We start from the raw sequence: 25,638 nt of genomic DNA, 5'->3' as shown, positions 1-25,638 counted from the left end.
GAGAGGCCGAACGAGTTACGGGAGCGCGCAGTGAGTTCGAAGGAGCAGGTCGGGCCGACAGGACGTCCGCTGCCCACCTTTCCCAAGCCCGCGGAGCTGAAGAGCCACGGGCCGGCCCGCATCATCGCGATGTGCAACCAGAAGGGTGGCGTGGGCAAGACCACCAGCACCATCAACCTCGGGGCGGCCCTGGCCGAATACGGCCGCAAGGTGCTGCTGGTCGACTTCGACCCGCAGGGTGCGCTGTCGGTCGGCCTGGGCATCCGCGCGCACGAGCTGGACACGACGATCTACAACCTGCTGGTGTCGCGCGACGACGACATCCACGACGTCATCCAGCACACCGCCGACGCCAACCTCGACGTGTTGCCCGCCAACATCGACCTGTCGGCCGCCGAGGTGCAGCTGGTGGGTGAGGTGGCCCGCGAGATGGTGCTCGCCCGCGTGCTCCGCCCGGTCGTCGACGAGTACGACGTCATCCTGATCGACTGCCAGCCGTCGCTCGGCCTGCTCACGGTCAACGCGCTGACCGCCGCGCACGGTGTGCTGATCCCGCTGGAGTGCGAGTTCTTCGCGATGCGCGGTGTCGCACTGCTGGTCGAGACGATCGACAAGGTCACCGACCGGCTCAACCCCAGGCTGGAGATCGACGGCATCCTCGCGACGATGTATGACGGGCGCACGCTGCACAGCCGCGACGTGATCCGCTCCGTCGTGGGGCATTTCGGCGACAAGGTGTTCCACACCGTCATCAGCCGCACGGTCAAGTTCCCGGACGCGAGCCTGGCGGCGGAACCCATCACCACCTATGCATCCGGCCACGGTGCGGCCGAGGCGTATCGGCAACTGGCGCGCGAGCTGGTGGCCCGCGGCGACGCGGCCTGACCATGGATGTCACCGACCGCGCTCCTTCCGATCAGGTGGAGCCGGACACTGACGCGAGCCGGCCGCCCGAACCCGGCGGAGTGGCATCGCCGGTCGACGCGGTTCCCGGCGGTGTCCTCACCCGCCGTGCGGCGTCCTCTCCGTTCGAGGTGCACCTGGACGTGTTCTCGGGACCGTTCGAGCTGCTGCTCGGGCTGATCTCCAAGCACAAGCTGGACGTGACCGAGATCGCGTTGGCCAAGGTCACCGACGAGTTCATCGCGCACATCCGGAATGCCCAGGAGCAGCAGGCCGACTGGGACCTGGGGCAGGCGTCGGAGTTCGTGCTGATCGCGGCAACCCTGTTGGACATCAAGGCTGCTCGGCTGCTGCCGGACCTGCGGGCCGATGACGACGACGACCTCGCGCTGATCGAGGCGCGGGACCTGCTGTTCGCGCGGCTGCTGCAGTACCGCGCATTCAAGGAAGTCTCCGCCGACTTCGCGGAGCGGATGGCGTCGGCGGGTCGTATGACGGCTCGGCAGGCCGGGTTGGAGGAGCGTTTCGCGAAGCTGCTGCCCGAGCTGATCATGAATGTCACACCCGACCAGCTGGCTCGCATCGCCGCCACCGCGATGACGCCGCGGCCGGAACCCACGGTGGGTTTGACCCACCTGCACGCCCCGGCGGTGAGCGTGCGCGAGCAGGCGGCGATCGTGATCGGCGAGTTGCGGGACCGGCGTCAGGCCAGTTTCCGGTCGCTGGTGTCGGATGCGGACTCGACCCTGGTGATCGTGGCTCGTTTCCTGGCGTTGCTGGAGCTCTACAAGGAGTCGGCGATCACGATGGAGCAGCCGGAGGCGCTGGGGGAGCTGATGGTGCACTGGACCGGTGACGATCGTGGAAACGTCGAGGTGAGCGCGGAGTTCGACGAACTCGACCACGACACGCCCGCTGACGGTGACCCGGCGAACGACACCGACGACGGCACGGAGGAGATGTGATGAGCGCCGAACAACCACCGACCGAACCGGACGTCGACGACGCCGGCGAGGCGACCGCGGAGGAGCAGGCTGCGGCCCCGGAGGAAGCAGTCCTGAACCTCGACACGATGCCCGGTGGCGCGCGCAGCGCCATCGAAGCGGTGCTGATGGTGGTCGATCAGCCGGTGACCGCGGCCGAACTCGCGACCGCACTCGAACTGCCCGAGCCCGAGGTCACCGAGATCATCGAGGACCTGGAGCGCGAATACGCCGAGCAACAGCGGGGATTCACGCTGCGTTGCATCAACGAGGGCTGGCGGGTCTACAGCCGCCCGGACTACGCGCCCGCGGTCGAGAAGTTCCTGTTGGACGGGCAACAGGCCAAGCTCACCCAGGCCTCCCTGGAGACGCTGGCGGTGATCGCGTACCGGCAGCCGATCTCCCGGTCCCGGATCAGTGCGGTCCGCGGGGTCAACGTCGACGGTGTCGTGCGGACCCTGCTGACCCGCGGGCTCATCGTGGAGGTCGGCTCCGAGGGGGAGCAGGGTGCGATGCTGTACGGGACGACTCCCTATTTCCTGCAGCGACTCGGGCTCTCCTCGCTCGACGAGCTGCCGGCACTGGCGCCATACCTGCCCGATGCAGATGTGGTGGACGAACTCATTGCGCAGGGACACGGATGACAGGCAACAGAAGAAGCAATCAATCCGGCGGCGGAGCCGGCCGGCGCGGGCATCGCGGCCAGGGCGGCCGGACCGGCGGCGCGGGACGGCCCGCGCGCACCCGCTCCGGCGGTGGTGCACGCCGCCCGCAGCAGTCGGCACCCAAGACACCGAACACGCCATACGTGGACGTGCACGACCCGGACGGAGTGCGGCTGCAGAAGCTGCTGGCGGCCGCCGGCGTCGGCAGCCGGCGGGTGTGTGAGGACCTGATCCGGCAGGGCCGGGTCTCGGTGGACGGCAACGTCGTGAAAGAGCTCGGGGTGCGGATCGACCCGCTGCGGCAGACGGTGCACGTCGACGGCGAGCACATCCAGCTGGACGAGTCGCGCGTCTACCTCGCCTTCAACAAGCCGCTCGGTGTCGTGTCGACCATGCACGACGAGATGGATCGGCCCTCGGTCGGCGACTACGTGGTGCACCACAAGGAGCGCCTCTTCCACGTCGGCCGGCTCGACGTGGACACCGAGGGGCTGCTGTTGCTCACCAACGACGGCGAGCTGGCCAACCGGCTGCAGCACCCGTCCTACGGCGTCCCGAAGACGTATGTCGCGATGATCCCCGGGCCGGTGCCGCGGGCACTGGGCAAGCAGTTGCGCGAGGGCGTCGAGCTGGACGACGGCAAGGTCGCGGTCGACTCGTTCAAGGTGGTCGACTCCACCCCGGGCTGGGCGCTGGTCGAGGTCGTGCTGCACGAGGGCCGCAAGCACATCGTGCGGCGCATGCTCGAAGCGGTCGGTCACCCGGTCGAGTCGTTGTCGCGCACCGATGTCGGGCCGGTCCATCTCGGTGAGCTGCGCCCCGGCAAGATGCGTCCGCTCACCCGTCAGGAGGTCGCGGGGCTCTACAAGGCGGCGGGGCTGTGAGCGCCGACGCGGGTCGAGTGCCGGGGGAGTCGGAGAGCGGAGGTGTATCGAGACCGAGCCGTCCTACCGTTCGGATCGTCGGCACCGGCCTGATCGGTGCGTCGATCGGTCTTGCGTTGTCCCACAAGGGTTTTCGCGTGTTCTTGACGGACCCGTCGCCGACCGCGCAGGCGCTGGCCGCGGATCTGGGCGCCGGGCAGGTCGACGACGAGACCGATGCCGACGTCGTGCTCGTCGCGGCCCCGCCGGATGTGGCGGCGGCCGTGGTTGCCGAGCAGCTGAAGCGGTGGCCGTCCGCGGTGGTCGCCGATGTCGCCTCGGTCAAGCAGCGGGTCGCCGAGGAGGTGCGCCGGCTGGTCGAGCCCGGCCAACTGCACCGGTATGTCGGCAGCCACCCGATGGCCGGCCGCGAACGATCCGGCGCCGTTGCAGCACAAGCAGACCTGTTCGAGGGACGCACCTGGGTCGTCTGCCCGCAGCAGGAGACCGACCCCGACGCGGTCGTCGTGGTGCAGGAGCTCGCCAGAGCCACCGGCGCCGCCGTAATCACCATGCCGGCCGACGAGCACGACGCAGCCGTTGCCGTCGTCTCGCACGTGCCGCAACTCGCGGCGTCGGTCGTCGCTGCGCAGCTGCGTGAACTGCCCGAGGACGCGATCGCGTTGTCCAGCGGAGGGATTCGCGACGTGACGCGGATCGCGGCGAGCGACCCGATGCTGTGGACCCAGATTCTTACCGGGAACGCCGCCGCGGTGCAGCCGGTGCTGCAGCGCGTCATCGAGCAGTTGACGGTCGTGTCCCGGTCGCTGGAGCAACTCGCCACGGACGACACCGCCGGCGGCAGCCGGGGCGCGGTCGCCCGGCTGATCTCCGACGGGCAGCTCGGTCACGCCCGGATCCCCGGCAAGCACGGTTCGGCGCCGGCGACATACGCCACCCTCATCGTGCCGATCCCGGACGAGCCGGGTTCGTTCGCCCGCCTCTTCAACGACGTGGGCGACGCGGGTATCAACCTGGAGGATCTGCGCATGGAGCACGGCGTCGGCGCGATGGTCGGTCTGGTCGAGCTGTCGGTGCTGCCCGCCGTGGTGGACCGGTTGCGAGAGGTCTTGGAACACAAGGGATGGAGCGTTCATGAGTGAGCGCAGCGAACGATCAGAGGGCTCAGGGCGAATGGCGGGACCCGACGAAGGAGGGGGCTGGCATGAATAAGCCGCTGGTCATTGCGATCGACGGCCCGTCGGGCACGGGCAAGTCGAGCGTCTCGAAGGCGGTCGCCAAGCACCTGGGCCTCAGCTATCTCGACACGGGGGCGATGTACCGGGCGCTGGCCTGGTCGTGCGTGGCATCTGCGATCGACCTGGACGACGCCGAGTCGGTGGCGCAGCACGCGCGGACGTTCGACCTGCGGATGGGCATGGACCCGGCCGCGCCGTCGGTCGGTGTCGGTGACCGGCTGATCGACCGGGAGATCCGCCAGGACGCGGTGACGTCGGTCGTGTCGCGGGTGGCCACCAACCTGGACGTGCGCGCCAACATGAAGCAGCGGCAACGTGATCTGATCGCCGAGGGCAGCGCGGCGCGCGGCGGGTGTGTGGCCGAGGGCCGGGACATCACGACGGTGGTGGCACCGGATGCACCGGTCCGCATCCTGATGACGGCCAGCGAGGAAGCGCGCATGTCCCGGCGGTCCCGGCAGCTGCGGGTCGCCGCCGAGTCGACCCGGTCCCAGATCGTCGATCGCGACCGGACGGACTCGACGGTCTCGCAGTTCACGACGGCCGCCGACGGGGTGGTGACGATCGACACGTCGCACATCGACTTCCGGCAGTCTGTGGAGGCGGTCCTGCAGGTGGTGAAGGAGGTCACCGATGGCGACACAGAGTTATCGACCACGGCGGGTTGACGGCTACCGCAAGTTCGGCGTGCGCCTCGGGCGGCTGCTGTATGACGTCGAGATCCTCCACTCCGAACGCATGCCGAAGACCGGCGCGATGATCGCCGTGTCCAACCATGTGGCCTTCCTGGACGGCCCCGTGGTGTTCGTCTACGCACCCCGGCGGCTGCGGTTCCTGGTGAAACGGTCGTACTTCTCCTCCGCCTGGGGCGTGCTGCTGAAGATGACCGGTCAGATCCCGATCGACCAGAACACCGCCGATCGGGAGGCACTCGCGACCGCTCGCCAGGTGCTCGCCGACGGCGGCGGCATCGGCATCTTCCCGGAGGGCACCCGCGGTTCGGGTGCAGTGCAGACCGCGCAGCAGGGTGCTGCGTTCCTCGCGCAGGCCACCGGCGCGCAGATCGTGCCGGTCGCTGTCTTCGGCACGCGCGGTGCCGGCGGCAAGGACTCGTGGCCGAAGCTGCGTGGACCGCTTCGCCTGGTGGTCGGCGAGCCGTTCATCCTCACCAAGCGGGTCGGTGTGCCCGGCCGTGAACGACTGCGGATCGCGACGGAGGAGTTGCGCACCAAGCTGGCGGCGCACGTCGCCGAGGCGGCACGGGAGACGGGCCTGGCCCTGCACGCCGGGACGCCCGAATAACGCTTGCGGCCGCCCGTCAGGGATGATGGGGCAATGTCTGATTCCACCCACGACGAGTCCGTCGAGAATGCGCTCCGGGTCGGCCTGGACGATTTCGAGCTGAGCGACGAGGACCGGGCACTGCTGTCCGCCGACGGTGTCGGCGCTGACGGCGAGGAACAGGCTCCTGCGCGGCCCGTGGTCGCGATCATCGGCCGGCCGAACGTCGGCAAATCGACCCTGGTCAACCGGGTCCTAGGCCGTCGCGAGGCCGTCGTCGAGGACGTGCCGGGCGTCACCCGGGACCGTGTGGCGTATGACGCCGAGTGGTCCGGCCGGGACTTCACCCTGGTGGACACCGGCGGCTGGGAGGTGGACGCCAGCGGCATACACCTGCGGGTTGCGGAGCAGGCGGAGGTCGCGATCGAGCTGGCCGACGCCGTGCTGTTCGTCGTCGACGCGAAGGTCGGCGCCACCGACACCGACGAGGCCGTCGTCCGGCTGCTGCGCCGCTCCAAGAAGCCGGTGGTCCTGGTCGCCAACAAGGTCGACGACCAGAAGACCGAGTTGGAGGCGGCCGCGCTGTGGTCGCTCGGGTTGGGCCAGCCGTGGCCGATCTCCGCGCTGCACGGCCGGGGCACCGGCGACGCGCTCGATGCGCTGCTGGAGGTGTTGCCGGAGAAGTCGGCCGTGTCGGCATACGGGCGCGGGGGACCGCGCCGGGTGGCCCTCGTCGGACGACCCAACGTCGGTAAGTCCTCGCTGCTGAACAGGCTGGCGGGGGAGGACCGTGTCGTGGTCGACAACGTCGCGGGCACGACCCGTGACCCCGTGGACGAATTGATCGAACTCGGCGGCAAGACCTGGCGATTCGTCGACACGGCGGGCATCCGCCGCCGGGTGCACCTGACCCGGGGTGCCGACTTCTACGCGTCGCTGCGCACCCAGGCGGCGATCGAGAAGGCCGAGGTCGCGGTCGTCCTGATCGACGCCGAGGACAACATCGCCGAGCAGGACGTGCGTGTCGTGCAGCAGGTGATCGACGCAGGGCGCGCGCTCGTGCTGGCCTTCAACAAGTGGGACCTGCTGGACGAGGAGCGCCGGCACTACCTGGAGCGGGAGATCGAGCGGGACCTGTCCCAGGTCGCGTGGGCGCCGCGCGCCAACATCTCCGCGGTGACCGGTCGCCACATCGACCGGCTGGTGCCCGCGCTGGAGGTCGCGCTCGACTCCTGGGACCAGCGGGTGCCCACCGGACGCCTGAACTCCTTCCTCGGTGAGGTTGTGGCCGCGCACCCACACCCGGTGCGCGGCGGCAAGCAGCCGCGGATCCTCTTCGCCACCCAGGCGTCGACGCGCCCGCCGCGCTTCGTCGTGTTCGCGTCGGGCTTCATCGAGGCCGGCTACCGCCGCTTCCTGGAGCGCCGGCTGCGCGAGGAGTTCGGCTTCGAGGGCACCCCGATCGAGCTGTCGGTGCGGGTGCGGGAGAAGCGGCGTCGCTGACGCGCCTGCCGATTGGGTCGCACGGTCGGTCGTGCGATATCGTTTCGGACGGCCCGAGAGGGCAACGGGCTGTAGCGCAGCTTGGTAGCGCATCGCACTGGGGGTGCGAGGGTCGCAGGTTCAAATCCTGTCAGCCCGACCCGGTGATGTCTCAGGACATCGGAGACACCCGGATCCACGTTTTGTGGGTTCGGGTGTTCTTGTTTCGGGAGTCGTGGTAGTCCGCAGCCGGGGGCGACATCGCACGCTGAATGTCGGTGGTCACTCGTAGCGTGCGCCACATGTCACCGTCGCCAGGCTATACAGATGACGAGCTCCGACGGGCGGTCGACGTTTCGCACTCGTGGCGCGAGACGTTGCGGCACCTCGGCCTCGCCGGCACATCGTCGGCTGCGATCAGATCGGTCCGACGACACGCGGACCGGCTTCAACTCGATTACACCCACTTCGCGGGAGGCCGTCACTGGAGCGACGCCGAGCTGGCGAAGGCTGTTCTAGACGCTGCGACGTGGACGGAAGTTGCGCGCCGACTGCAATTGACAGGTAGCTCGGCCACGGCAACCCTGCAGCGGCACGCCGGGCGGCTAGGGCTGGAGATCGCGCACCTCGCTCAATTGCCCTTGCATGAGAATTGGGCCCAACCACAGCTGGCGAACCTCAGGCGTGCAGGCTCGCTCATCGCCGCTGCGTGGTACACGCTGTGTGGTCAGGACGTCTCGTGGCCGCTGGAGCCCTGCCGGTACGACCTCGTGGTCCGGGACGGTGCACGGATGCGACGGGTACAAGTGAAGACCACGACGGTGGCGTCCGAAAGCGGCGTGTGGCAGGTGAATGTCTCGACGACAAGTCGCCGCAGCCGCAGAATTTACACAGCTGATGAGGTCGACGATTTCTTCGTGATCGACGGAGAGCTGAACTTCTACGTCATTCCGCTCGAGAGCATGGTCGGAATGCACGGACTGTCGTTGAGTGCCTACGAGCGGTTCCGTGTCCGCAGCGGGACGGTACCCCACTCGCTGATCTCACCTGCACCGGCGCCAACATGAAGCGTGACCTGCCAGGCAGCAACGGGCCTCCCGCCGGACCGCGCGGCCGCGTTCAATGGGCCGCCAAGGAGCCCTGAACGGCCGGCCGAAGCAGACCTCCGTCGTCCCGGCTGTGCATCAGATCGAACTGCATCCGTATGTCGCGCAACACCCCACTCAGGACTTCGACGCCGCACACGGCATACTCACCCAGGCCTGGTCGCCGATCGGCGGGATCACCTTCTACCGGAACACTGATGGCAGCCGCGGCACCCTCGACGACCCGGTGATCGGGTCGATCGCGCGGACGCACGGCAAGAGCCCGGCCCAGGTGATGCTCCGCTGGCACGTTCAACAGGGGCGCTCGGCGATCCCCAAGTCGGTCAAGCCGTCCCGCATTTAGGAGAACCTCGCGATCTTCGACTTCGAGCTCACCGACGCCGAGCTCGCCCAGCTCGACGCCCTCGACACCGGGGGCCGCACCGGTGACCCCGACCGGATCACCCTGGAGACGTTCGATCGCACCATCCCCGAGGTGTAGGCGACGTGCGGGACCGGGGTGACCTCGTCACCCACGGCGTGGTCAACGGCACCGATATCTCCACGTGCCGGCCCGCGTGGACCGGCGCCGGTGCCCTGCCGATGGATCAGTGGCAACCACCACGGCGATCAGCGATGCCACCGCGACCACCGCCCAGAAGTCGAGCGCCCACCGCCAGTCGTGGGCGCCGACCGACGGCAGCACGATCGGCTGCCGGAACAGGTACCGCAGCCCGACGTCGAGCATCATGACCCCGATACCCAGCACCCCCGCGATCGCGGCGCCCGGAGTGGCCTGCCCGCACCTCCGCAGGACGGTCGCGACCGCGGCACCCGCGACGAGTGCGCCCAGGCCGAGCAGCACCGCCACCGCGCGGTGACCGGAGGCCGGCCCGGGCCGGGCCGGCGATCCGACGTACCAGGCGAACACCACCCACACCCCGGCCAGCGGCAGCAGCGGGAGTGATCGGGTCGCCGTCCGCCAGCGTAGGTTGCGCGGGGCGGCGTCCACCACGGCGGCCGCCGGTTCATCCATCGACAGGGCCCCGCAGGCGACGAGCAGTCCGACGGCGACCGCGAGGCCGGGCCACAGCCGGGGCCAATGTCCGATGAGGACCAGGACCGGGACGAGTACGACGACCCCCGCGCCCAGGTCGCGCCACGGTGTCGCGCGGGCGACATACGCCTGCACCGCCGCCATCCGCTCGACCATCGCGCCCGCCTCACTGGTGCTGCGCGGCGACCCCGGACGGAACCGGCAGATACCGCGGGTCGTGCGCACCGGTCGCCATCGACAGCGTCAGCGACGCGACGGTCAGCACGGCGAGGACCACGGCGACTCCCCTCAGCCGCCTCCGCTCGGCCGTGCGGTCGTGCCGAACAGCGGCGAGGACCGCCAGCCCGGTCAGGCCGATCGCGTAGACCAGCCACCACACCGCGTTGCCCGGCAGGTAGACCGCGGAGCCGTTCTCGACGCCGGTGGCCTGGAAGGAATCCCATCGATCATGGCGAATGTGAAGTATCCGCTGGAGTTGCGTGAGCGTGCGACCCGGTTGGCTGTGGAGGCCCGTCGTGACCCCGATACCCGTACCGGCGCGATCGCTCGGGTCGCCGAGCAACTCGGGGTGCACAAGGAGGCGTTGCGGATGTGGGTCCGGAAGGCCGAAGCAGCGGATCTACCGGTCGAGCCGGAAGACTCCGAGGCGCGGATCCGGTTGCTGGAGAAGGAGAACCGGGAACTACGTCGTAGTAACGAGATCCTGAAGTCGGCCGCGGCTTTCTTCGCGGCGGAGTTGTGCGCCACGAGGCGCCGTGTTGTCGAGAGGCGGTGGGAGACCGTCTCCGCCGGGTTGTCGTAGCAGCTTGGTGAAGCCTGGGGGCAGCCTGGTGCGGGTGGTGACTCGCGCCGGGTGGCAAGCGGCCCCGACAAGCGCAGGGCGTGCCGGTACTGCCAGACGGTGCGGGCCTGTGAGGCGAGGTCAGAGGGTACAGCGAGAGCGAACCAGTGGTTGACGCCCCGTAATCGCGAAGCCGGCTCGAACCTGGTAGATCTGGGCCGGTGCGCAGCGCACGCTCATCGGGCACCGTGTGGTGACCGGTGGGTGACTTCGAAGCCGTGTAGCTCTGACGGTGGGAAGGCTGCGGTGAAGGGCTACGGCGTAGCCGCAGCGATGCTGCCGGGGTAGAGCTGGGTGCCGGACTGGCTGATCGAGACATGGTGAACGTGGGAACCACCCCGTGGTGCGAGAGCCCGTTGTCCGGGCTCGGGTCGGTCACCACCGGTGCGCCGCGGGGTGGGGCGGAGGCCTGGTAGTAGTCGCGGGCGTGACGACCCGCCGTAGGAGTCCGGGAAAGCCGGGCACAGGGCGAAGCGGGCCAGCAGGTCGAGCAGGTTGTGTCACTGGAAGATCAGGAGGTTCCCGTCCCACATGGGCGGGTGTCGATGGTGAATACCGACGAACTGGAAGCTGCGCTGTTCACGGCGCAGCAGCGGGTACTGAAGATTCAGACCAAACTGCATGGTTGGGCGCTGCGGGATCGTGATCAGCGGTTTCGTGACGTGTTCAACCTCGTTGCCGATCCGGCGTTCCTTTTGGTGGCGTGGGATCGGGTCGCGGGAAATACCGGCGCACGTACTGCCGGGGTCGACGGACGAACTGCCGTCAGTGTTGCGGACGGGATCGGTGTGGACGTGTTCCTGGCCGATCTTCGGGCGGCGTTGCGTGACGGGACGTTTCGGGCCTTACCGGTGCGGCAGCGGATGATTCCGAAGCCGTCCGGTGGGAAGCGACGGTTGGGGATCCCGACCATCGCGGACCGGGTGGTGCAGGCGTCGGTCAAGCTGGTGTTGGAGCCGATCTTCGAGGCGGACTTCCTGCCGTGCTCGTACGGTTTCCGCCCGAACCGCCGCGCGCATGACGCGGTCGCCGAGGTGCGTTACCTGGCCAGCCGCCCACGCTGTTACCAGTGGGTGCTGGAAGGAGACATCAAGGCGTGCTTTGACGAGATCGACCACACGGCCTTGTTGGGGCTGGTGCGTCGTCGCGTCAAGGACAAGCGCGTGATCGCGCTGGTGCGGGCGTTCTTGAAGGCCGGGCTGATGGATGAGGCCAGGGCCTTTGAAGAGACCACCGCGGGTACCCCGCAGGGTGGAGTGCTGTCACCGTTGTTGGCGAACATCGCGTTGTCCGTGCTGGATGAGCACATCGCGGCTCACCCGGGCGGGCCGCGCGCCAGTAAGGACCAGCGACACCGGCGTCGCCGTCACGGGCTGCCGTCGGTGCGGTTGGTCCGGTACGCCGATGACTGGTGTCTGATGGCCAAAGGCACTCGGCAGGACGCGGCTGTTCTTCGCGAGCAGATCGCCGTCGTGCTGGCAACGATCGGGTTACGGCTCTCGCCGGACAAGACGTTGATCACCCACATCGATGAGGGACTGGACTTCCTGGGGTGGCATCTTCAACGCCACCGTAAGAGGGGAACCAGCCGGTACTACGTCTACACCTACCCCTCACGCGCTGCGGTGCGGCGCGTGACCAGGAAGGTCAAGTCGCTGTCCCGGCAGGTCGGCACGAGCCAACCACTGGCCGAGCTGCTGCGACGCGTGAACAACGCGGTCCGTGGCTGGTGCGGCTACTTCCGGCACGGGGTGTCGTCGCGCGTGTTTTCCTACCTCAACCACGTCGTGTGGTCGCGGGTGTGGAACTGGATGCGGCGCAAGCACCGTCACGCCACGTGGAAGGACCTACGCCGCCGGTACTGCGGCGGCAGGTGGTGGCCCGCGGACGACCGGGTCGTCTTGTACGACCCGGCCAAGGTCCGCACGAACTGGTACCGATACCGCGGAACACTCATCCCCAGCCCCTGGCCACAACCGGCCCAGGGGCAGGCTGCCTGAGCAGACCTGTGGAGAGCCCGGTGCATTGAAAGGTGCACGCCGGGTTCGGGAAGCGGCCCGGGGAAACGGAATCCGCCCCTGCGGCGGACACCGCGCCCCGGGCCGACTTTCACCGACCGCCCATCCAGGTAGTCGTCGCGTTCATCGACGAGCACCGGCACCGCTGGGGTGTCGAACCGATCTGCCGCGTCCTTTCCACCGAACTGGACGTCAAGATCGCCCCCGGCACGTACTACGCCCACAAGAAGCGACCGCCCTCGGCACGCGCCCGCCGCGATGCCGAGTTGAAGGAGGAGATCATGCGCATCCACGCCGACCGGCGGATGCGGGTCTACGGGATCCGCAAGATCCACGCGCAGCTGAACCGCGACGGGATCGACGTGGCCCGGTGCACCGTGGAGCGACTGTGCAAGCAGCTGGGCATCCGCGGCACGGTACGCGGGAAGTTCCCCCGCACCACCCGGCCGGCACCAGAGACCGGCCGGCCCAAGGACCTGGTCGATCGGCAGTTCGTCGCGGCCGCCCCGAACAAATTGTGGGTCGCGGACATCACCTACGTGCGCACCGACGCCGGCTGGGTGTACGTCGCGTTCGTGCTGGACGTGTTCTCCCGGATGATCGTGGGCTGGCAGGCCTCCACCCGGATGTACACCGACCTGGCGTTGGACGCGTTGAACATGGGCCTGTTCGCCCGCCGCCGTGACGGGCATGACGTCAACGGCCTTGTCCACCACAGTGATCGGGGCGTGCAGTACCGGGCGTTGCGGTACGCCCACCGGCTGGAGGAGGCCGACGCGGTCGCGTCCGTCGGGTCCCGTGGGGACTCCTACGACAACGCGATGGCCGAAGCGCTGAACTCCTTGTACAAGGCCGAACTCATCCACCTCGACGGCCCCTGGGACGGCATCGACGACGTCGAGACCGCGACCGCGGACTGGGTTGCTTGGTTCAACCACCACCGGATCCACTCCATGCTCAACTATCAACCTCCGGTCGAGGTCGAAGCAGCGTACTGGACGCAACACGCGACCACCGCAGCATAAGAAAATCAAACCCGCTGAGCCTCAACCAAACCCGGGACTTGACAGGACGCTCAGATCGAGGAACGCTTGGCCCCTTTCGCCGATGCGGTGGCACGACTGGTTGAAATCCCCGGGATCAAAGCCACCGCAGCGGCAGTCATCCTTGCCGAGATCGGGACCGACATGACCCGCTTTCCCACCGCCGGGCACCTTGCGTCATGGGCGAAGTTCGCCCCCGGGATCAAGTCCAGCGCCGGCAAGAACAAGGGCAACGGTTCCACCGGTCACGGCAATCGTTACCTGGCCCGCGTGCTGGGCGAGGCGGCGGTCGGCGCTGGCCGGACGAACACCTTCCTCGGCGCCCGCTACCGCCGGATAGCGCGCCGCCGCGGCAAGAAGAAAGCCATCGTTGCCGTAGGACGATCACTCCTGGTGATCATCTGGCACTTGTTCTCTGACCCCGAAACCCGCTTCAACGACCTCGGCATCGACCATTACGACAGGCACGTCTCGACCACCACCAAACGCCGAAACCACGTCCGCGGCCTCCAAGCCCTCGGATACCACGTCATCCTCGAACCAGCCGCCTGACCGCACAACCTCACAAACCACCCCGACCGCGTCGAGGCCACTGCCGCCTGCCTGGTCACCTTCATTCTCGGACTAGGCACCCTGACCTGCGCAAACGCTAAATACAGTCACATTTTTCGGCCGGACATCGGCTGGGTCACGGACATGAGACGCCAAGGCGCGCTATCCCGCTGGGATGGGCACCGTCGTGAGCTGTGCCGTGACCAGCACCACGATCTTGGTGGCAACCCGGCGTATCCGCGAACAGAATATCTTGAAAAATGCCTGTGTGCGATCTGAAAGCTTGGTATGTTCTGCCGCAGCGAAGCCGCGCACCGCTGCCTAGCTTTGATGACAGGGGGTAGCCCTATGGCGAGGAGAGTCAAAATGCGACGGACGAATCTTTTGCAGTGGGAATCTGCACACTATTAGCGTTCGGTGGGGCATCAGGGGGCGCCACCGCGCACGCTAACAGTGATCGTTCAAGTAATGCCGTCCAGATTCCCAGACCAGAACTGATACCCGCACCGCCTCTGGCGAAAAGCGACCAGATCCTGGCCGGCGTCGTGAGCCCTACGGTCAGTCAGATGTCGTTCACCATTGAGGATTACCAAGGGCCGGACGACGGATACGCAAACTCCTTCTCATACGTACTGGACTCCCAGGCACCGGTTTCGGTGTCCAGCCTGTACAACCCGGACACCGATACCGAGAACGCGTCGATCTCCATAAGCCCGTCTCCATCAGGACACCACACCATGACCATCTGGGCGGTAGCTCTTCGGGGGACTCGATCTGACCCGGTGACAATCACATGGGACGTGGGCTCTGCACAATCCACAGCCCCTGACTCCTCGGACCTTCCGACACCAATCGAGGAACAGGCGCAAGCGATTGAGCAGTACATTGCAGACAACGGCCTTGACTCCACCGTCACCCTAGTAGACATCCGGCCGACTGGCGACGCTATTGATATCTACGGCAAGGGAACAATTCCCTCCGGCCTTTCTGGGTATGTGGCGAGCATAGGGGGCAGTACGACTACGTCGTACAAGAGTGTTCCCTTCTCCCACGATGAACTTGACGCAGCCGAACAGCAACTAATGGGCGCACCCGGCGTACTTGGGGTATCGATCGCGGACAACATCGCTGGACTAGTGGTAACTCCGGATGCATCTTATAACTCGGTACCCCTGGACAACGCGTGACGGCGAGTCAGGAGGCTGCGATTCGATCGTCCAACACGTCTGGGGTCCCAATGACAGTCAATCCAGCTGAAGACGCTGCCGCAGGAGCCTGGGCAATGGCCCCAGCCGCAACACGCAATAATGACAGCAACCCGGTATATGGGGGGGCCTTGATTCGCAACCCCGCAGGAGGATCGTGCTCCTCAGGAATTCCAGTAAAGTGGGGAAACTCCCACGGAATTACCACAGCAGCTCACTGTACTGAGGGGACCTTCCGTACTGCACGCGGAAGTAAGATCGGGTCGACCGCGAAGAGCAAATGGACAGCTGATACCCAGGTCATCCATGCGAGTTCCCCGGGTCATTCGCGCATGTGGGTAGGTTTTTGGAACTCCGATATGAGTGTTCACGTTTACCACGTGGCGCGGCCCGCCCGCGGCTCTCGCCAGTGTGTTTCTGGCGGCGTAAGTGGAATAACATGCGGACGAAGCTACGTAGAAAAACTGCTCTACGGAGGTTACATCCGGTACCCATTCTTACAGTCGACCTGGAATCTCGGCCCGGTGTTCTTGGTGATAAACAAAGACAAGTACACGATTGGCCGCGTAGGAGATAGCGGGAGCCCGGTCGGGACATTCACGTCCAGCGGCTCATCATTCAACGTCAACGGGTTCTTCCTCGGGACGTACCCTAAGCGATGCGCTGCACCCGGCAAGGGAAATCCAGGTGTGAGAATTTCGGGGTTTGCATGCGAGGGTATATCGATAATGGCCTCCGACGCGCTTAAGAGGCTTGGCGTCAGTTCATATTGAGAGAAGCAGTGGAGTCGAAGAATACATCAACTAAACTGTTTGACCAAACAGTGCGAATGATAGATCTGGTCGACAACGACGGCGTCATTCCCAATATTTATGCAATCAATACCGAATTTACAGGACCCTGTATCGTGCGATTTGATGGAGATAATACTTCGCTCGATCAGTGTTCAGGCCTATCTTCTGATGTAGTTGTGTACTATAATGCCGATGCCGAGGACCCGGGGAGTACCCGAGTTCCAGGAGTAATTTTGATCCAAAATTCGAAATTTATTGCATGTACGTTCGCGAACATTAGCCAGGCAGTGCCAGTTGTAGAGAACCCCGGTGCCATATCGGGATAGTTCGGGTGCGAGTAGCAGTGCTGCAGGATCGTGCGTTTAGGGACGCGCTCGTGACTGGTCAGGGCTCGTGGCCCGCTCCACAAGCGGGTGCGCTGGTACCCCGAGTAAGCCCGGAGCTTATGAACGTGTCCCGAAGGGGCAGGTAACAGGAGCGTAAGTACTACCAGCACCGCGATGGCACATGCGAACCGAGCTCAGAACGTGCGGGGCCTCTGACTCTCCGATGGGACCACGGTGCTGTGCCGTCACGCCTCGGATGGTATGCCGACCACACCGCTCAATCCGGTTTCAGCCGCCGGCCCACCGCTTCGGCCGCTTTTTGACTCCTTCGATGCCCCGAGACCGCTCGTCGGGCACGCGGCGTGGTGTCTCGAACGACCCTGGAGCGGGCTGGGGCGACACGGCCGGCCGACCAGTTGGGGTGCCGTGCCGGATGCCCTCGACTGCGCGCTGAGCGGCTGGCGACAAGCTGGTCGACCGGGCAGGGTCGTACAGCAGGTGATCGATACTCACCGCTGCATGCAGTTGCTCCAGACGTTGCGTTGCGGCGCCGACGGCCGCGTACATGTCCGCCGTTGCACGACGTGCGGCCGCAAGCTCCTGGCGGGCACGTTGTGCGTCCTCGATCGCTTTCATGGTGCGTCCGAACTGCTGCATCACCGCGAGCCAGCCGCGGTGGCTGTCGGGGCTGGACGCGCGCATCGCCAAGATGACCCGGCAGGCAGCGAGCTCCGCCCGGGACGGCCCCGCCGGTCCCGCCGGCGGACTTGAGGTCCGCGGTCCGGCTACTTGTGTCAGCTGGTCCGCGCCGCGCCCCCGCAGGTACTCGATTTTGACTGGCTCGGCCGACTGGTCGGCCTGCTTCTCGGTCTGGAAGACCGGCGGCAGTGACATCGCCGAGGCAACGCCTGCGGCGCGCAACATTTGCTCGTTCCAAGCCTGGGTGTCGCCCGCGTCCAGGTCGCGCAGCTCGTTGGTCCACTCCCGCAGGTGTTCTGCTGCTTCCTCGAGCGCGGGTGCGGCGTCCTCAACTTCCTGGGCGGCTTCCGGTTCGGTCTCTTCGGCCCACAGACGCCGGGCCTGCTCCCGCGAAGCATCATTCTCGTTGTCGGCCCACCGGGGCCGCAGCTTGCCGAGGGTGAGGTCTCGTGCGAGCTGAGAGGCGGTGTACCACCGGCGGGCGTCACTGTCGGTCAGCCCGACCTTGTACCCGGTGACTTTCGTGTCGTCGTTGGCGTCATACCGTGCCGCCTCGATCTCGACGTCGTTGTGCACCACGGCGTTGAGGAAGTCGGCTTCCGTCGAGGACGACTCCGCCGCTGCACGCACGGCGCGTTGCAGCAGCACCCGCTCGGGGACGATCGGCTGACCTTGCCGGGTGTCTTTCGCAGCGGTCGCTGCCTCGTCGATCGTGTACGCAGGCAGCTGCTGGCCGTCGGGGGAGTACGACGGCGGCGCACCAGTGCGCACAGCAAGTCGACCAGGGCGTCGGTGATCTCCCCAGACCGCGTCCAACACAACGCAGCCAGCAACGTCAGCCGCACCGGAAGCCGGCGCGGCCCGCAGGTCCGAGGGGTACGAGCGTGCGGCGCGCGCCCGCCAGCCCATCACCTACCGCTCGGAGGCGTCGGTGAACAGATCCACCGGCAAACCCAACGCCGTGACCACGGCCAGCTTGTCGACTTCTCGCAGCAATGTCTCCAACCCGACCTGTCCCGGGTCGGCTTTCAACTCGGCGAGCAGCCCCGACTCACCTGGCGAAATCAAGGCATCCAACCGGTGCGCGCATTCCGCACCCAGTCGAGTGACGGTCTGCTCGCAGAACGCCGTCTCGAAGGTGGCGCGGGCGGCGCCGATGATCCGATCCACGCGACCCGGCGGCTCGATCTGCAGCTCACGGCAGCGGACCAGCAGGGCCTCCCGCAGCTGTTCATCGCGTTGCTCGACCGGACACACCTGCTCAGCAAGCCACGCCGCGAGAGGCTCTTCGTCGGCACGAGTGAACTCACGGAATCCGAAGGCCTCCCGCACCTGTGCGCGGTGATACTTGATGGCCCGACCGACCCACTCGTACCTCGCCAGCGCGGCCGGGTCGACCTGAACCTGCTCGGCCAGATACTCCAAGGCTGCAGCGGGCAGCTCCGCCGCGGCTGTTGGGAACGCTGCCTCAAGCTCGACGAACTTCAGTAGCGCTGCGAAACCAAGCCTGGTGGCGCCGGACTTGTTGCCGATCAGCCGCCAGTCCTCCTCCACCAGCGTCCACGACCCGACGAGCTCCTCCGGCGACCACTCCATCCGCATGTCCACGAACGTACGGCCGGACTATGGAGTCCCGACGGGTTAATCACGGGTTACTTTGCCCACTGGGACACGTTCGGGAGTCCCGGGCCGTCTGAGGGTATGCCGGCGGGCCCCCGCCCACCGCGTGCTCACCGGCGGCTGGTTCGCTGATCTCCTGACCAGCCGTGCGATGCCCGAAGGAGACGCCCCATGGAAGTTGTCATCGTCGAGACCGATCGGGAGGCCGCCGTCATCGCGGCCGACGCGATCAGCCGGCTGTTCCGGGAGAACCCGAGCGCGGTGCTGGGCATCGCCACGGGTTCGAGCCCGCTCGGCATCTACGACGAGTTGGGGCGACGGGTCACCGGTGGCGAACTGTCGCTGGCGGACGCGCGGGCGTTCATGCTGGACGAATACGTCGGACTGCCCGAGGACCACCCCGAGCGGTACCGCAACGTCGTGGCACGGGATTTCGTCGCGAAGGTGGACATCGACCGGGCCAACGTGCACGGACCCGACGGGCTCGCGAAGGACGTGCCGCAGGCGTGCGCGTCGTACGAGCAGCAGATCCGCGACGCCGGCGGCATCGACCTGCAGATCCTGGGCCTGGGCACCGACGGACACATCGCGTTCAACGAACCGGGGTCCTCGCTCGGCTCCCGCACCCGGATCAAGATGCTCACCTCACAGACCCGCTCGGACAACGCGCGCTTCTTCGACGACCAGGTGGACGCGGTGCCCCAGCACTGCCTCACCCAGGGGCTCGGCACCATCAGCGAATGCCGGCACGCCCTCGTGGTGGCGACCGGCCGGCACAAGGCGCAGGCGGTGCACCAGGTGGTCGAGGGCCCGGTGACCGCCATGTGGCCGGGCAGCGTGCTCCAACTGCACCCGCACGCGACGATCATCGTCGACCGTCCGGCCGCGTCCCGGCTGCAACTCGCGTCCTACTACGAGGAGATCCAGCGCGGGAAGCCGGCCTGGCAGGGTCTCTGAGGACCGGTCACCCGCCGAACGCCGCGGCGGTCGACGAGGACGGCACGCCCAAGCCGGTGCACGGGTCCCAGCCCGCTGCGGCGGAGTAGCGACCGTTGCTGCCCGAGGTGATGTCACGCAGCGCGGCGACCGGCTGGCCGGCAGTCGCACCGGCATACAGGGCAGATTGGGCGAGCCCGGGCCGTTTGCCGGTGACCTGCGCGATGCGAGCGATCAGCCCGGCCCACAACGGGGCGACCGCGGACGTGCCGCCGATCACCGTGGCGGAGCCGTCGACGTAGACCCGGTAACCGGTCTGGGGATCGGCGTCGGCCGCCACGTCGGGCACCCCACGGCCCCCCTTGCCGCTCGCCGCGGTCGGAACACCGGCCGTCGACTGCCATGACGGGACGGCGAAGACGTCACTCACGCCACCGCCGGTCGCGCCACCGGATCCGCCGTCGTTCCAGACGGTTTCGCTCTGTACCGTGCCTCCGGAGGCGTGCAGCGAGGTGCCACCGCAGCCGAGCGCATGGGGGCTCGACGCCGGGAAGTCGACGTGTGTGCCGCCCCCGCTGGTGTCGTTGTCGCTGCTGCCGTGGTCGCCGGCCGCGACCGTCACGGTGATGCCGAGAGCGACCGCATCGGCGAACGCGTCGTCCATCGAGGTGCGCGCCTGCGCGGTCCACTGGTCCTCGCTCTGACCCCACGAGATGCTGATCGCGACCGGTGTCGGAGACGCATGGGTCGCGGTGGTGATGGCGTCCAGGAAACCGGCGTCGGTGTTCGGCGCGAAGTAGACGACGACGGACGCCTTGGGAGCGATCGCGCCGGCGACCTCGATGTCGAGCAGCACCTCACCGTCAGCCCCCTGCGGATCCTGGCCGGGGACGTTCTCCGCGCCGTCGACGCCCTGGGCCGTCACCGTCGGCGTCGCCAGCCCGAGACCGTTGAAGTAGGTGTCCAGGTCGGACTGCCCGAAACCGCCGCCGAGCTCGATGATCGCGATCGTCTGCCCGGAACCGTCCGCCTGCGGCATGCCATAGACGGTGGCCAGGTCGAGCGGCGTGTATGACGAGCTCACCGCCGACGTGTTGGCCACGATGTGCCGCGTGGCTGCCTGGGGGCGGTCGTCGAGGCCGAGCACCGCAGTCACGACGCCGCGCAACGCCGAAGGCACCGACAGGGTCCCTTCGCGCACCCGCCGCGAACCGCCGCCCCCGGGCTCCTCCAGCGTGCGCAGGTCGGTGCCGAAGAACCGGGCGACGTCGGAGGCGGGGCCGGAGACACGCACCGTGCGCGATGCGGGATGCTCCTCCAGCACGGTGAGTCCGGCATCGGTGACCGCCGCGCGGACGGCGTCGAGGTCGGCCGGGTCGGCGCCGTAACCGGCGGCGAGTTCGGCGCTGGTCAGCGGCGCGGCCGTCGGGTCGTAGGCCGGGAGCGCTGCACGCCGGCGCAGCACGAGGGTCGCGGGCACCTCCGCCTCGGGTGCCACGGCACCGGTCGTGCGCTGCAGCGCGGGGCGGAAGCTGTCGGGCAGCTCGACCAGTTCAATACTCATGTTCCGAGTATGTGCCTGTGGTCGGACAGAGTGGGGGATGCGGCCGCGGGATAGCTTGGGGGAGAACGGACGAGCCAACGATCCGGAGGGACAAGGATGACGGAGCGACGCAGTTACACGGTGGATCTGATCGCGGGTGACGGGATCGGGTTGGAGGTGGTGCCGGCTGCGACGCGGGTGGTGGATGCGTTGGCGGCGCGTCATGGTTTCGGTGTCAGCTGGCGGGAGCGGGAGTGGGGTTCGGAGTATTTCTTCGCGCACGGGCGGATGATGCCGGTGGACGGTATCGAGCGGTTGTCCGATGGGGACGCGGTCTTGTTGGGTGCGGTGGGGCATCCGGAGTTGCCGGATCATGAGACGTTGTGGGGTTTGTTGATCCCGATCCGGCGGGAATTCGTGCAGTACGTCAATCTGCGTCCGGTGCGGATCCTGCCGGGGGTGGTCTCCCCGTTGCGGGATGTGTCGCAGTTGGACATCGTGGTGGTGCGGGAGAACGTGGAGGGGGAGTATTCGGCGATCGGGGGCCGGGCGTATCGCGGGGGTGCGGAGGAGTTCGCGGTGCAGGAGGCGGTGTTCACCCGGGGTGGGATCGCCCGGGTGGCCCGGTTCGCGGCGGAGTTGGCGTTGGCGCGTGGTGGTGGCCTGACGTCGGCGACCAAGTCCAACGGGATCATTCATTCGATGCCGTTCTGGGATGAGGTGGTGGCCTCGGTGGTGGGGGAGTATGACGGGGTCGGGTTGCGTAGTGTGTTGATCGATGCGTTGGCGGCGGCGTTGGTGTTGCGGCCGGGTGATTTCGATGTGATTGTGGCGTCGAATCTGTTCGGGGACATCCTGTCGGATCTGATCGCGGCGTTGGCGGGGTCGATCGGGATCGCGCCGAGTGCGAACATCAATCCGCCGCGGGAGCATCCGTCGATGTTCGAGCCGATCCACGGGTCGGCGCCGGATATCGCGGGTCGGGGCGTCGCGAATCCGGTGGGTCAGTTCTGGTCGGCGTCGATGATGCTGGAGCACCTGGGTGAGCGTGCCGCGGCGGCCGGGTTGATGGACGCGGTCGAGGACGTGATGCGTGCCGGGACCCGCACCCGTGACCTGGGTGGGAGCGCCGGCACCGAGGAGTTCACCTCCGCCGTACTGTCCACCATCAACACCTGACCCTCGGGGTCAGGTCGAGGGGCAGGCCGCCGTCTTGCGGTATGCCGTCTGGGCCTTCTTGTAGGCGGCCAGTGGCTTCTCCGCGTTGTGGACCCGTCCGAACCACTCGGTGAAGTAGGCGTCCGGATCCTTGGACTTCTCCTCGGTGTGCGTCATCTGGGTCTGGTGCCCCTTCCATTCCGCGTACACCGGCTCGGCCTTCTTGAGCACGTCGAGCATCGCTGCGGAGCGATCGCTGCACTTCCGCACGGTCTGCTGCGACGCTCCGGCGCCGGACCGCAGCCCCGTGCAGGCCTTCTGGTCGGCCTTGTCCCACGCCTTCTTCGCCGTGTCGTACTGCGACAGATCGCCGGGTCCGGCCTTCTTGGTGCGGTCCCAGATCGCGTGAGCCTGTTCGGAACTGATCCTGCCCTTGTCGTAGTCGGTCTGCGCATACACGTGGCCCGACCAGTCGGCGTAGTTCTTGTCCGACGCCGCGACGAGTTTCTGGCCGGCGCCGATCGTCGCGCGGCACGCGGTCAGCTTCGCCAGTTCCACGGAACGGGTGCTCGTCACGCTCGGCGTCGTGGCCGCAATGGTCTGCCTCGATGACGGCGACGATGACGAGGTGCCGGGTGCTGTCGGCGTGGTGGCGGACGTCACCGGCGTGGTCGGCGATGTCGCCGGCGTCCGGAGTGACGACGCGGTCGTGGAGTGTGTCCCGTCGGTGGAGTCGCCGCCCCCGCGGGACAGGCCCCAGGCCGTGCCGCCCGCCGCGACGCACACGACGGCGGCACCCGCGACGATCGGCCAGACCTTGCGGGACTGGCGTGCTGGACGGTGCCGCCCGGCTCGGCGTTCGGTCATGGCAGGAACTCCCCTCGTGCGGGCCGATGGCGAGCCCCTCCACCCCGGCGGGCAGTTGACGTCTGCGGTCCACCGGTGCCGGTCGCCACCCGAGACAGAGGCTATCGAAAATGGCGGCGAGAACTCGGCGGATTCGGCCAGATCGGCACTGCCCGCCGGGCCCCGGCTGAACACCTGACCAGCGAATTCCTGCCCGGCCGACTGGACAGGTGACTAGTGCGCGGCGCGAATGCACCGGTGCGGCCTACCAGGCCAGGTCCTCCCGGGTCGGCACGAAGGGGTCCCAGAGCAGCCGCATCCCGGCCTCGTCCGGTGTCCGGTCGGCCTTGCGCTGGTTGCACGGTTCGCACGCCGCCACCGCGTTGTCCCAGGACGTCGCGCCGCCGCGCGATTTCGGGACCACGTGATCCATGGTGGTCGCGACCGGCTGCCCGCAGTAGGCGCACTGCCCGTGGTCGCGTTTGAGCACGCCCGCCTGGCTGTAGACCGGCGTGCCGTGCGAGAACTGCTCCCAGGTGATCTTGACGCTGGCCTCGGTGAGCTTCAGGCCACCGCGCTTGGCGTAGGCCCAGGTCATCTTCACGTAGCGCAGCAGCCGCAGCACGGTGGGCTTCGGGAACGGCCCGAAGGTCTCCTCCGGGTGTGACTCCTCGACCGTCGCGACACCTCGCCAGAGCATGTTCATGGCGTGCTTGACCGACACGGTGTGCAGCGGCTCGTACCCCGCGTTCAGGACCAGGACCGACATGGCTCGACTTCACTCCTCTCCCAAGGAATGGTCACCGTCTGATGGCGCGATCGCACCCCATTATCGGTGAAGAAGCCGCGGATTGCCCGGAGGGTCCACGCAACGGCGATCCCGGAAAGACCCTTCGCGAGGCTCTGTGCAGTGGTGGGCGCATGATGAACGGAGCGCATTCCGCACGTCATGGTGCGGCTGAACGGGAGAGTCCATGGGACGCATCACCAGCAGACACAAGGTCCTTCGCATCGACCTCGACCGCGGGTCGACGAGTCGGGTGGAAACGGTCGCGGTGGAGGAGCCGCTCGAGATCCGGATCGACGACGAGGTGCTCACCGTCACCATGCGCACCCCCGGCCACGACATCGAGTTGGCCCACGGGTTGCTGCTGGCCGAAGGCATCATCAGTACCCGCGAGGACGTCCTCGTCGCGCGCTACTGCGTGGACACCACCGAGATGAACGTCCTGCAGTTGCAACTGCGCACGGCGCCGGGTGTGCCGGCGACGGCACAGCGCCGGCTCATCTCGCACGGGGGGTGCGGGCTGTGCGGCAAGACCAGCATCGACGCGATCACCGAGTCCCCGGTGTATGACGCCGCGGCGTTGACCGGCGCCGACGTCCGGGTCCCGGCCGGGCGGATCGCGCAGCTGCCGGAGCTGCTGCGCGCCGGCCAGGACGTGTTCGACCGCACCGGGGGCGTGCACGCGGCCGGACTGTTCGGCGCGTCCGGCGACGCGCTCGTGATCCGGGAGGACATCGGGCGGCACAACGCGGTCGACAAGATCACCGGGTGGGCGCTGCTGCAGGGCCGGCGGACGGCCGAGTGCGTGGCGATGGTGTCCTCCCGCGCGTCGTTTGAGATCGTGCAGAAGGTCGCCATGGCCGGCATACCCGTCCTGGCGTGCGTGTCCGCACCGTCCAGCCTGGCGATCGAGGCCGCCGACCGGCTCGGGGTGACCCTCGTCGCCTACACGCGCGGGCACCGGATGACCGTGTGCAGTCACCCGGACCGGGTCGTCCTGCCATAACGATCCGGACCGGCCGGGCGACGCTCGGGGGATGTCGTCGGCGGCGACAGGGGCACCACATAGCCTTGAGCCGTGAGTGACTCGTTGCCGCTGCATCGGCAGGTCTGGACGGTGCCCAACCTGCTGTCCATCGGGCGACTGGTCTGCGTCCCGGTCTTCCTGTGGTTGATCGCCACCGACCACCGGCTGTGGGCGCTGTGGGTGCTGGTCGGCTCCGGCATCACCGATTACCTGGACGGCAAGATCGCCCGCAAGTACGGCCTGGTGACCCGGCTCGGCCAGTTGCTCGACCCGGCCGCCGACCGCCTCTACATCCTGTCCACGATCGTCGCGCTCGCCTGGAAGAGCATCATCCCGTGGTGGCTGGTCGCCGTGCTGCTCGTGCGGGAGGTGATGGTGTTCGCGCTCGGCCCGACGCTGCGCAAGCACCGCCTGCCCATCCCGCCGGTCCATTTCGTCGGCAAGTCGGCGACCTTCTGCCTCATCTACGGTTTCCCGCTGGTCCTGCTGGGCAGCCTGGACAACGTGTGGGGTCACGTCGCCCGCCCGATCGGCTGGTCCTTCATCTGGTGGGGCACGGTCCTGTACTGGCTGGCCGGGGTGATGTATGTCGGGCAGGTGCGCGGCATGGTCCGGACCCGCCAGCAGGCACCGGCGGAGCAGCAATGAGGAACGAAATGCCTACG

At 67.5% G+C, this 25,638-nt stretch carries 25 protein-coding genes, 1 tRNA gene and 1 pseudogene; 20 read left to right on the top strand and 7 right to left on the bottom strand.

Annotated elements, in window-relative coordinates; translation table 11 throughout:
* Window positions 1-30: 30 nt before the first annotated feature.
* From FHU39_RS08705 to FHU39_RS25200, 11 genes are all read left to right on the top strand, one after another.
* Complete coding sequence (locus tag FHU39_RS08705) at window positions 31-885, top strand: ParA family protein (RefSeq protein ID WP_343065788.1); 855 nt, start codon at window positions 31-33, stop codon at window positions 883-885.
* 2 nt (window positions 886-887) lie between these two features.
* Entirely contained in the window at window positions 888-1,868 is a 981-nt protein-coding gene (locus tag FHU39_RS08700; RefSeq protein ID WP_183319983.1) for a segregation and condensation protein A, read from the top strand.
* On the top strand, window positions 1,868-2,530 hold the full coding sequence (gene scpB, locus FHU39_RS08695; protein WP_183319982.1) for an SMC-Scp complex subunit ScpB: 663 nt from the start codon (window positions 1,868-1,870) through the stop codon (window positions 2,528-2,530). The genes FHU39_RS08700 and scpB overlap by 1 nt, the downstream gene beginning before the upstream one ends.
* On the top strand, window positions 2,527-3,435 hold the full coding sequence (locus FHU39_RS08690) for a pseudouridine synthase (protein ID WP_183319981.1): 909 nt from the start codon (window positions 2,527-2,529) through the stop codon (window positions 3,433-3,435). The genes scpB and FHU39_RS08690 overlap by 4 nt, the downstream gene beginning before the upstream one ends.
* Window positions 3,436-3,452: 17 nt before the next feature.
* Window positions 3,453-4,577, top strand: a complete 1,125-nt coding sequence (locus tag FHU39_RS08685; protein WP_183320960.1) for a prephenate dehydrogenase — start codon at window positions 3,453-3,455, stop codon at window positions 4,575-4,577.
* A 62-nt stretch (window positions 4,578-4,639) separates the two neighbouring features.
* Complete coding sequence (gene cmk / locus FHU39_RS08680; protein WP_183319980.1) at window positions 4,640-5,341, top strand: (d)CMP kinase; 702 nt, start codon at window positions 4,640-4,642, stop codon at window positions 5,339-5,341.
* Window positions 5,307-5,975 (top strand): lysophospholipid acyltransferase family protein, encoded by a 669-nt coding sequence (locus FHU39_RS08675; RefSeq protein ID WP_183319979.1) that lies wholly within the window; start codon window positions 5,307-5,309, stop codon window positions 5,973-5,975. The genes cmk and FHU39_RS08675 overlap by 35 nt, the downstream gene beginning before the upstream one ends.
* 33 nt (window positions 5,976-6,008) lie before the next feature.
* Complete coding sequence (gene der / locus FHU39_RS08670; protein ID WP_183319978.1) at window positions 6,009-7,457, top strand: ribosome biogenesis GTPase Der; 1,449 nt, start codon at window positions 6,009-6,011, stop codon at window positions 7,455-7,457.
* 65 nt (window positions 7,458-7,522) lie between these two features.
* Window positions 7,523-7,596, top strand: a tRNA-Pro gene (locus tag FHU39_RS08665).
* A 142-nt stretch (window positions 7,597-7,738) separates the two neighbouring features.
* Entirely contained in the window at window positions 7,739-8,503 is a 765-nt protein-coding gene (locus tag FHU39_RS08660) for a group I intron-associated PD-(D/E)XK endonuclease (RefSeq protein WP_183319977.1), read from the top strand.
* Between the two features lie 112 nt (window positions 8,504-8,615).
* The gene (locus FHU39_RS25200; protein WP_425484770.1) at window positions 8,616-8,885 is read left to right on the top strand and encodes an aldo/keto reductase; all 270 of its coding nucleotides are present in this window, start codon (window positions 8,616-8,618) and stop codon (window positions 8,883-8,885) included.
* A 180-nt stretch (window positions 8,886-9,065) separates the two neighbouring features.
* On the opposite strand, the gene FHU39_RS08650 is transcribed toward FHU39_RS25200, so the two are convergent.
* Both FHU39_RS08650 and FHU39_RS08645 read right to left on the bottom strand, forming a co-directional pair.
* Window positions 9,066-9,734 (bottom strand): hypothetical protein, encoded by a 669-nt coding sequence (locus FHU39_RS08650; RefSeq protein WP_183319976.1) that lies wholly within the window; start codon window positions 9,732-9,734, stop codon window positions 9,066-9,068.
* A 10-nt stretch (window positions 9,735-9,744) separates the two neighbouring features.
* Window positions 9,745-9,957 carry a hypothetical protein gene (locus FHU39_RS08645; RefSeq protein WP_183319975.1) on the bottom strand — a complete coding sequence of 71 codons (213 nt, stop codon included), beginning with the start codon at window positions 9,955-9,957 and terminating at the stop codon, window positions 9,745-9,747.
* A gap of 69 nt (window positions 9,958-10,026) precedes the next feature.
* Here FHU39_RS08645 and FHU39_RS08640 point away from each other — a divergent pair, with 69 nt between their 5' ends.
* The 5 genes and pseudogenes from FHU39_RS08640 to FHU39_RS08620 all read left to right on the top strand — a co-directional run bounded on the left by FHU39_RS08640 (window position 10,027) and on the right by FHU39_RS08620 (window position 15,219).
* Entirely contained in the window at window positions 10,027-10,380 is a 354-nt protein-coding gene (locus FHU39_RS08640; RefSeq protein WP_183319974.1) for a transposase, read from the top strand.
* Window positions 10,381-10,964: 584 nt separating this feature from the next.
* Window positions 10,965-12,419 (top strand): group II intron reverse transcriptase/maturase, encoded by a 1,455-nt coding sequence (gene ltrA, locus FHU39_RS08635; RefSeq protein ID WP_221185436.1) that lies wholly within the window; start codon window positions 10,965-10,967, stop codon window positions 12,417-12,419.
* Window positions 12,420-12,532: 113 nt separating this feature from the next.
* Window positions 12,533-13,462, top strand: a pseudogene (locus FHU39_RS08630) (IS3 family transposase); the annotation flags it as partial.
* A gap of 66 nt (window positions 13,463-13,528) precedes the next feature.
* A complete protein-coding gene (locus FHU39_RS08625; RefSeq protein WP_246336187.1) occupies window positions 13,529-14,032 on the top strand; it encodes a transposase in 504 nt (167 codons plus the stop codon).
* 566 nt (window positions 14,033-14,598) lie between these two features.
* The gene (locus FHU39_RS08620) at window positions 14,599-15,219 is read left to right on the top strand and encodes a hypothetical protein (RefSeq protein WP_183319972.1); all 621 of its coding nucleotides are present in this window, start codon (window positions 14,599-14,601) and stop codon (window positions 15,217-15,219) included.
* Window positions 15,220-16,645: 1,426 nt separating this feature from the next.
* Here FHU39_RS08620 and FHU39_RS08615 read toward each other — a convergent pair.
* Window positions 16,646-17,827, bottom strand: coding sequence for a hypothetical protein (locus FHU39_RS08615; protein WP_183321054.1), 1,182 nt, complete (start codon window positions 17,825-17,827; stop codon window positions 16,646-16,648).
* Between the two features lie 141 nt (window positions 17,828-17,968).
* Window positions 17,969-18,658: a DUF4158 domain-containing protein gene (locus FHU39_RS08610; protein ID WP_221185188.1), complete on the bottom strand. Its 690-nt coding sequence runs from the start codon at window positions 18,656-18,658 to the stop codon at window positions 17,969-17,971.
* A gap of 189 nt (window positions 18,659-18,847) precedes the next feature.
* Here FHU39_RS08610 and nagB point away from each other — a divergent pair, with 189 nt between their 5' ends.
* Complete coding sequence (gene nagB, locus FHU39_RS08605) at window positions 18,848-19,633, top strand: glucosamine-6-phosphate deaminase (protein ID WP_183319971.1); 786 nt, start codon at window positions 18,848-18,850, stop codon at window positions 19,631-19,633.
* 7 nt (window positions 19,634-19,640) lie between these two features.
* On the opposite strand, the gene FHU39_RS08600 is transcribed toward nagB, so the two are convergent.
* Window positions 19,641-21,176: a S53 family peptidase gene (locus FHU39_RS08600; protein ID WP_183319970.1), complete on the bottom strand. Its 1,536-nt coding sequence runs from the start codon at window positions 21,174-21,176 to the stop codon at window positions 19,641-19,643.
* A gap of 96 nt (window positions 21,177-21,272) precedes the next feature.
* Here FHU39_RS08600 and FHU39_RS08595 point away from each other — a divergent pair, with 96 nt between their 5' ends.
* Window positions 21,273-22,334 carry a tartrate dehydrogenase gene (locus FHU39_RS08595; protein WP_183319969.1) on the top strand — a complete coding sequence of 354 codons (1,062 nt, stop codon included), beginning with the start codon at window positions 21,273-21,275 and terminating at the stop codon, window positions 22,332-22,334.
* Window positions 22,335-22,343: 9 nt separating this feature from the next.
* On the opposite strand, the gene FHU39_RS08590 is transcribed toward FHU39_RS08595, so the two are convergent.
* The gene (locus FHU39_RS08590) at window positions 22,344-23,180 is read right to left on the bottom strand and encodes a hypothetical protein (protein WP_183319968.1); all 837 of its coding nucleotides are present in this window, start codon (window positions 23,178-23,180) and stop codon (window positions 22,344-22,346) included.
* Between the two features lie 244 nt (window positions 23,181-23,424).
* Window positions 23,425-23,928, bottom strand: a complete 504-nt coding sequence (locus FHU39_RS08585; RefSeq protein ID WP_183319967.1) for an HNH endonuclease — start codon at window positions 23,926-23,928, stop codon at window positions 23,425-23,427.
* A gap of 205 nt (window positions 23,929-24,133) precedes the next feature.
* Between FHU39_RS08585 and fdhD the strand changes: the two genes are divergently transcribed.
* Window positions 24,134-24,952, top strand: a complete 819-nt coding sequence (fdhD, locus tag FHU39_RS08580; RefSeq protein ID WP_183319966.1) for a formate dehydrogenase accessory sulfurtransferase FdhD — start codon at window positions 24,134-24,136, stop codon at window positions 24,950-24,952.
* A gap of 72 nt (window positions 24,953-25,024) precedes the next feature.
* Complete coding sequence (clsA, locus tag FHU39_RS08575) at window positions 25,025-25,621, top strand: cardiolipin synthase ClsA (protein ID WP_183319965.1); 597 nt, start codon at window positions 25,025-25,027, stop codon at window positions 25,619-25,621.
* Window positions 25,622-25,638 lie beyond the last annotated feature (17 nt).

Origin of the sequence: Flexivirga oryzae, assembly GCF_014190805.1 — a bacterium.
GTDB classification, from domain to species: domain Bacteria; phylum Actinomycetota; class Actinomycetes; order Actinomycetales; family Dermatophilaceae; genus Flexivirga; species Flexivirga oryzae.
Note: the sequence above shows the minus strand (reverse complement) of the source record. Positions and strands in the feature narration are given on the sequence as shown.

Coding starts and splice junctions, on each gene's coding strand:
- FHU39_RS08700 (WP_183319983.1), top strand. CDS start 888: ATGGATGTCACCGACCGCGCTCCTTCCGATCAGGTGGAGCCGGACACT.
- scpB (WP_183319982.1), top strand. CDS start 1,868: ATGAGCGCCGAACAACCACCGACCGAACCGGACGTCGACGACGCCGGC.
- FHU39_RS08690 (WP_183319981.1), top strand. CDS start 2,527: ATGACAGGCAACAGAAGAAGCAATCAATCCGGCGGCGGAGCCGGCCGG.
- cmk (WP_183319980.1), top strand. CDS start 4,640: ATGAATAAGCCGCTGGTCATTGCGATCGACGGCCCGTCGGGCACGGGC.
- FHU39_RS08675 (WP_183319979.1), top strand. CDS start 5,307: ATGGCGACACAGAGTTATCGACCACGGCGGGTTGACGGCTACCGCAAG.
- der (WP_183319978.1), top strand. CDS start 6,009: ATGTCTGATTCCACCCACGACGAGTCCGTCGAGAATGCGCTCCGGGTC.
- FHU39_RS08660 (WP_183319977.1), top strand. CDS start 7,739: ATGTCACCGTCGCCAGGCTATACAGATGACGAGCTCCGACGGGCGGTC.
- FHU39_RS08650 (WP_183319976.1), bottom strand. CDS start 9,734: ATGGTCGAGCGGATGGCGGCGGTGCAGGCGTATGTCGCCCGCGCGACA.
- FHU39_RS08640 (WP_183319974.1), top strand. CDS start 10,027: ATGGCGAATGTGAAGTATCCGCTGGAGTTGCGTGAGCGTGCGACCCGG.
- ltrA (WP_221185436.1), top strand. CDS start 10,965: ATGGTGAATACCGACGAACTGGAAGCTGCGCTGTTCACGGCGCAGCAG.
- FHU39_RS08620 (WP_183319972.1), top strand. CDS start 14,599: ATGTCGTTCACCATTGAGGATTACCAAGGGCCGGACGACGGATACGCA.
- FHU39_RS08610 (WP_221185188.1), bottom strand. CDS start 18,658: ATGCGGATGGAGTGGTCGCCGGAGGAGCTCGTCGGGTCGTGGACGCTG.
- nagB (WP_183319971.1), top strand. CDS start 18,848: ATGGAAGTTGTCATCGTCGAGACCGATCGGGAGGCCGCCGTCATCGCG.
- FHU39_RS08600 (WP_183319970.1), bottom strand. CDS start 21,176: ATGAGTATTGAACTGGTCGAGCTGCCCGACAGCTTCCGCCCCGCGCTG.
- FHU39_RS08595 (WP_183319969.1), top strand. CDS start 21,273: ATGACGGAGCGACGCAGTTACACGGTGGATCTGATCGCGGGTGACGGG.
- FHU39_RS08590 (WP_183319968.1), bottom strand. CDS start 23,180: ATGACCGAACGCCGAGCCGGGCGGCACCGTCCAGCACGCCAGTCCCGC.
- FHU39_RS08585 (WP_183319967.1), bottom strand. CDS start 23,928: ATGTCGGTCCTGGTCCTGAACGCGGGGTACGAGCCGCTGCACACCGTG.
- fdhD (WP_183319966.1), top strand. CDS start 24,134: ATGGGACGCATCACCAGCAGACACAAGGTCCTTCGCATCGACCTCGAC.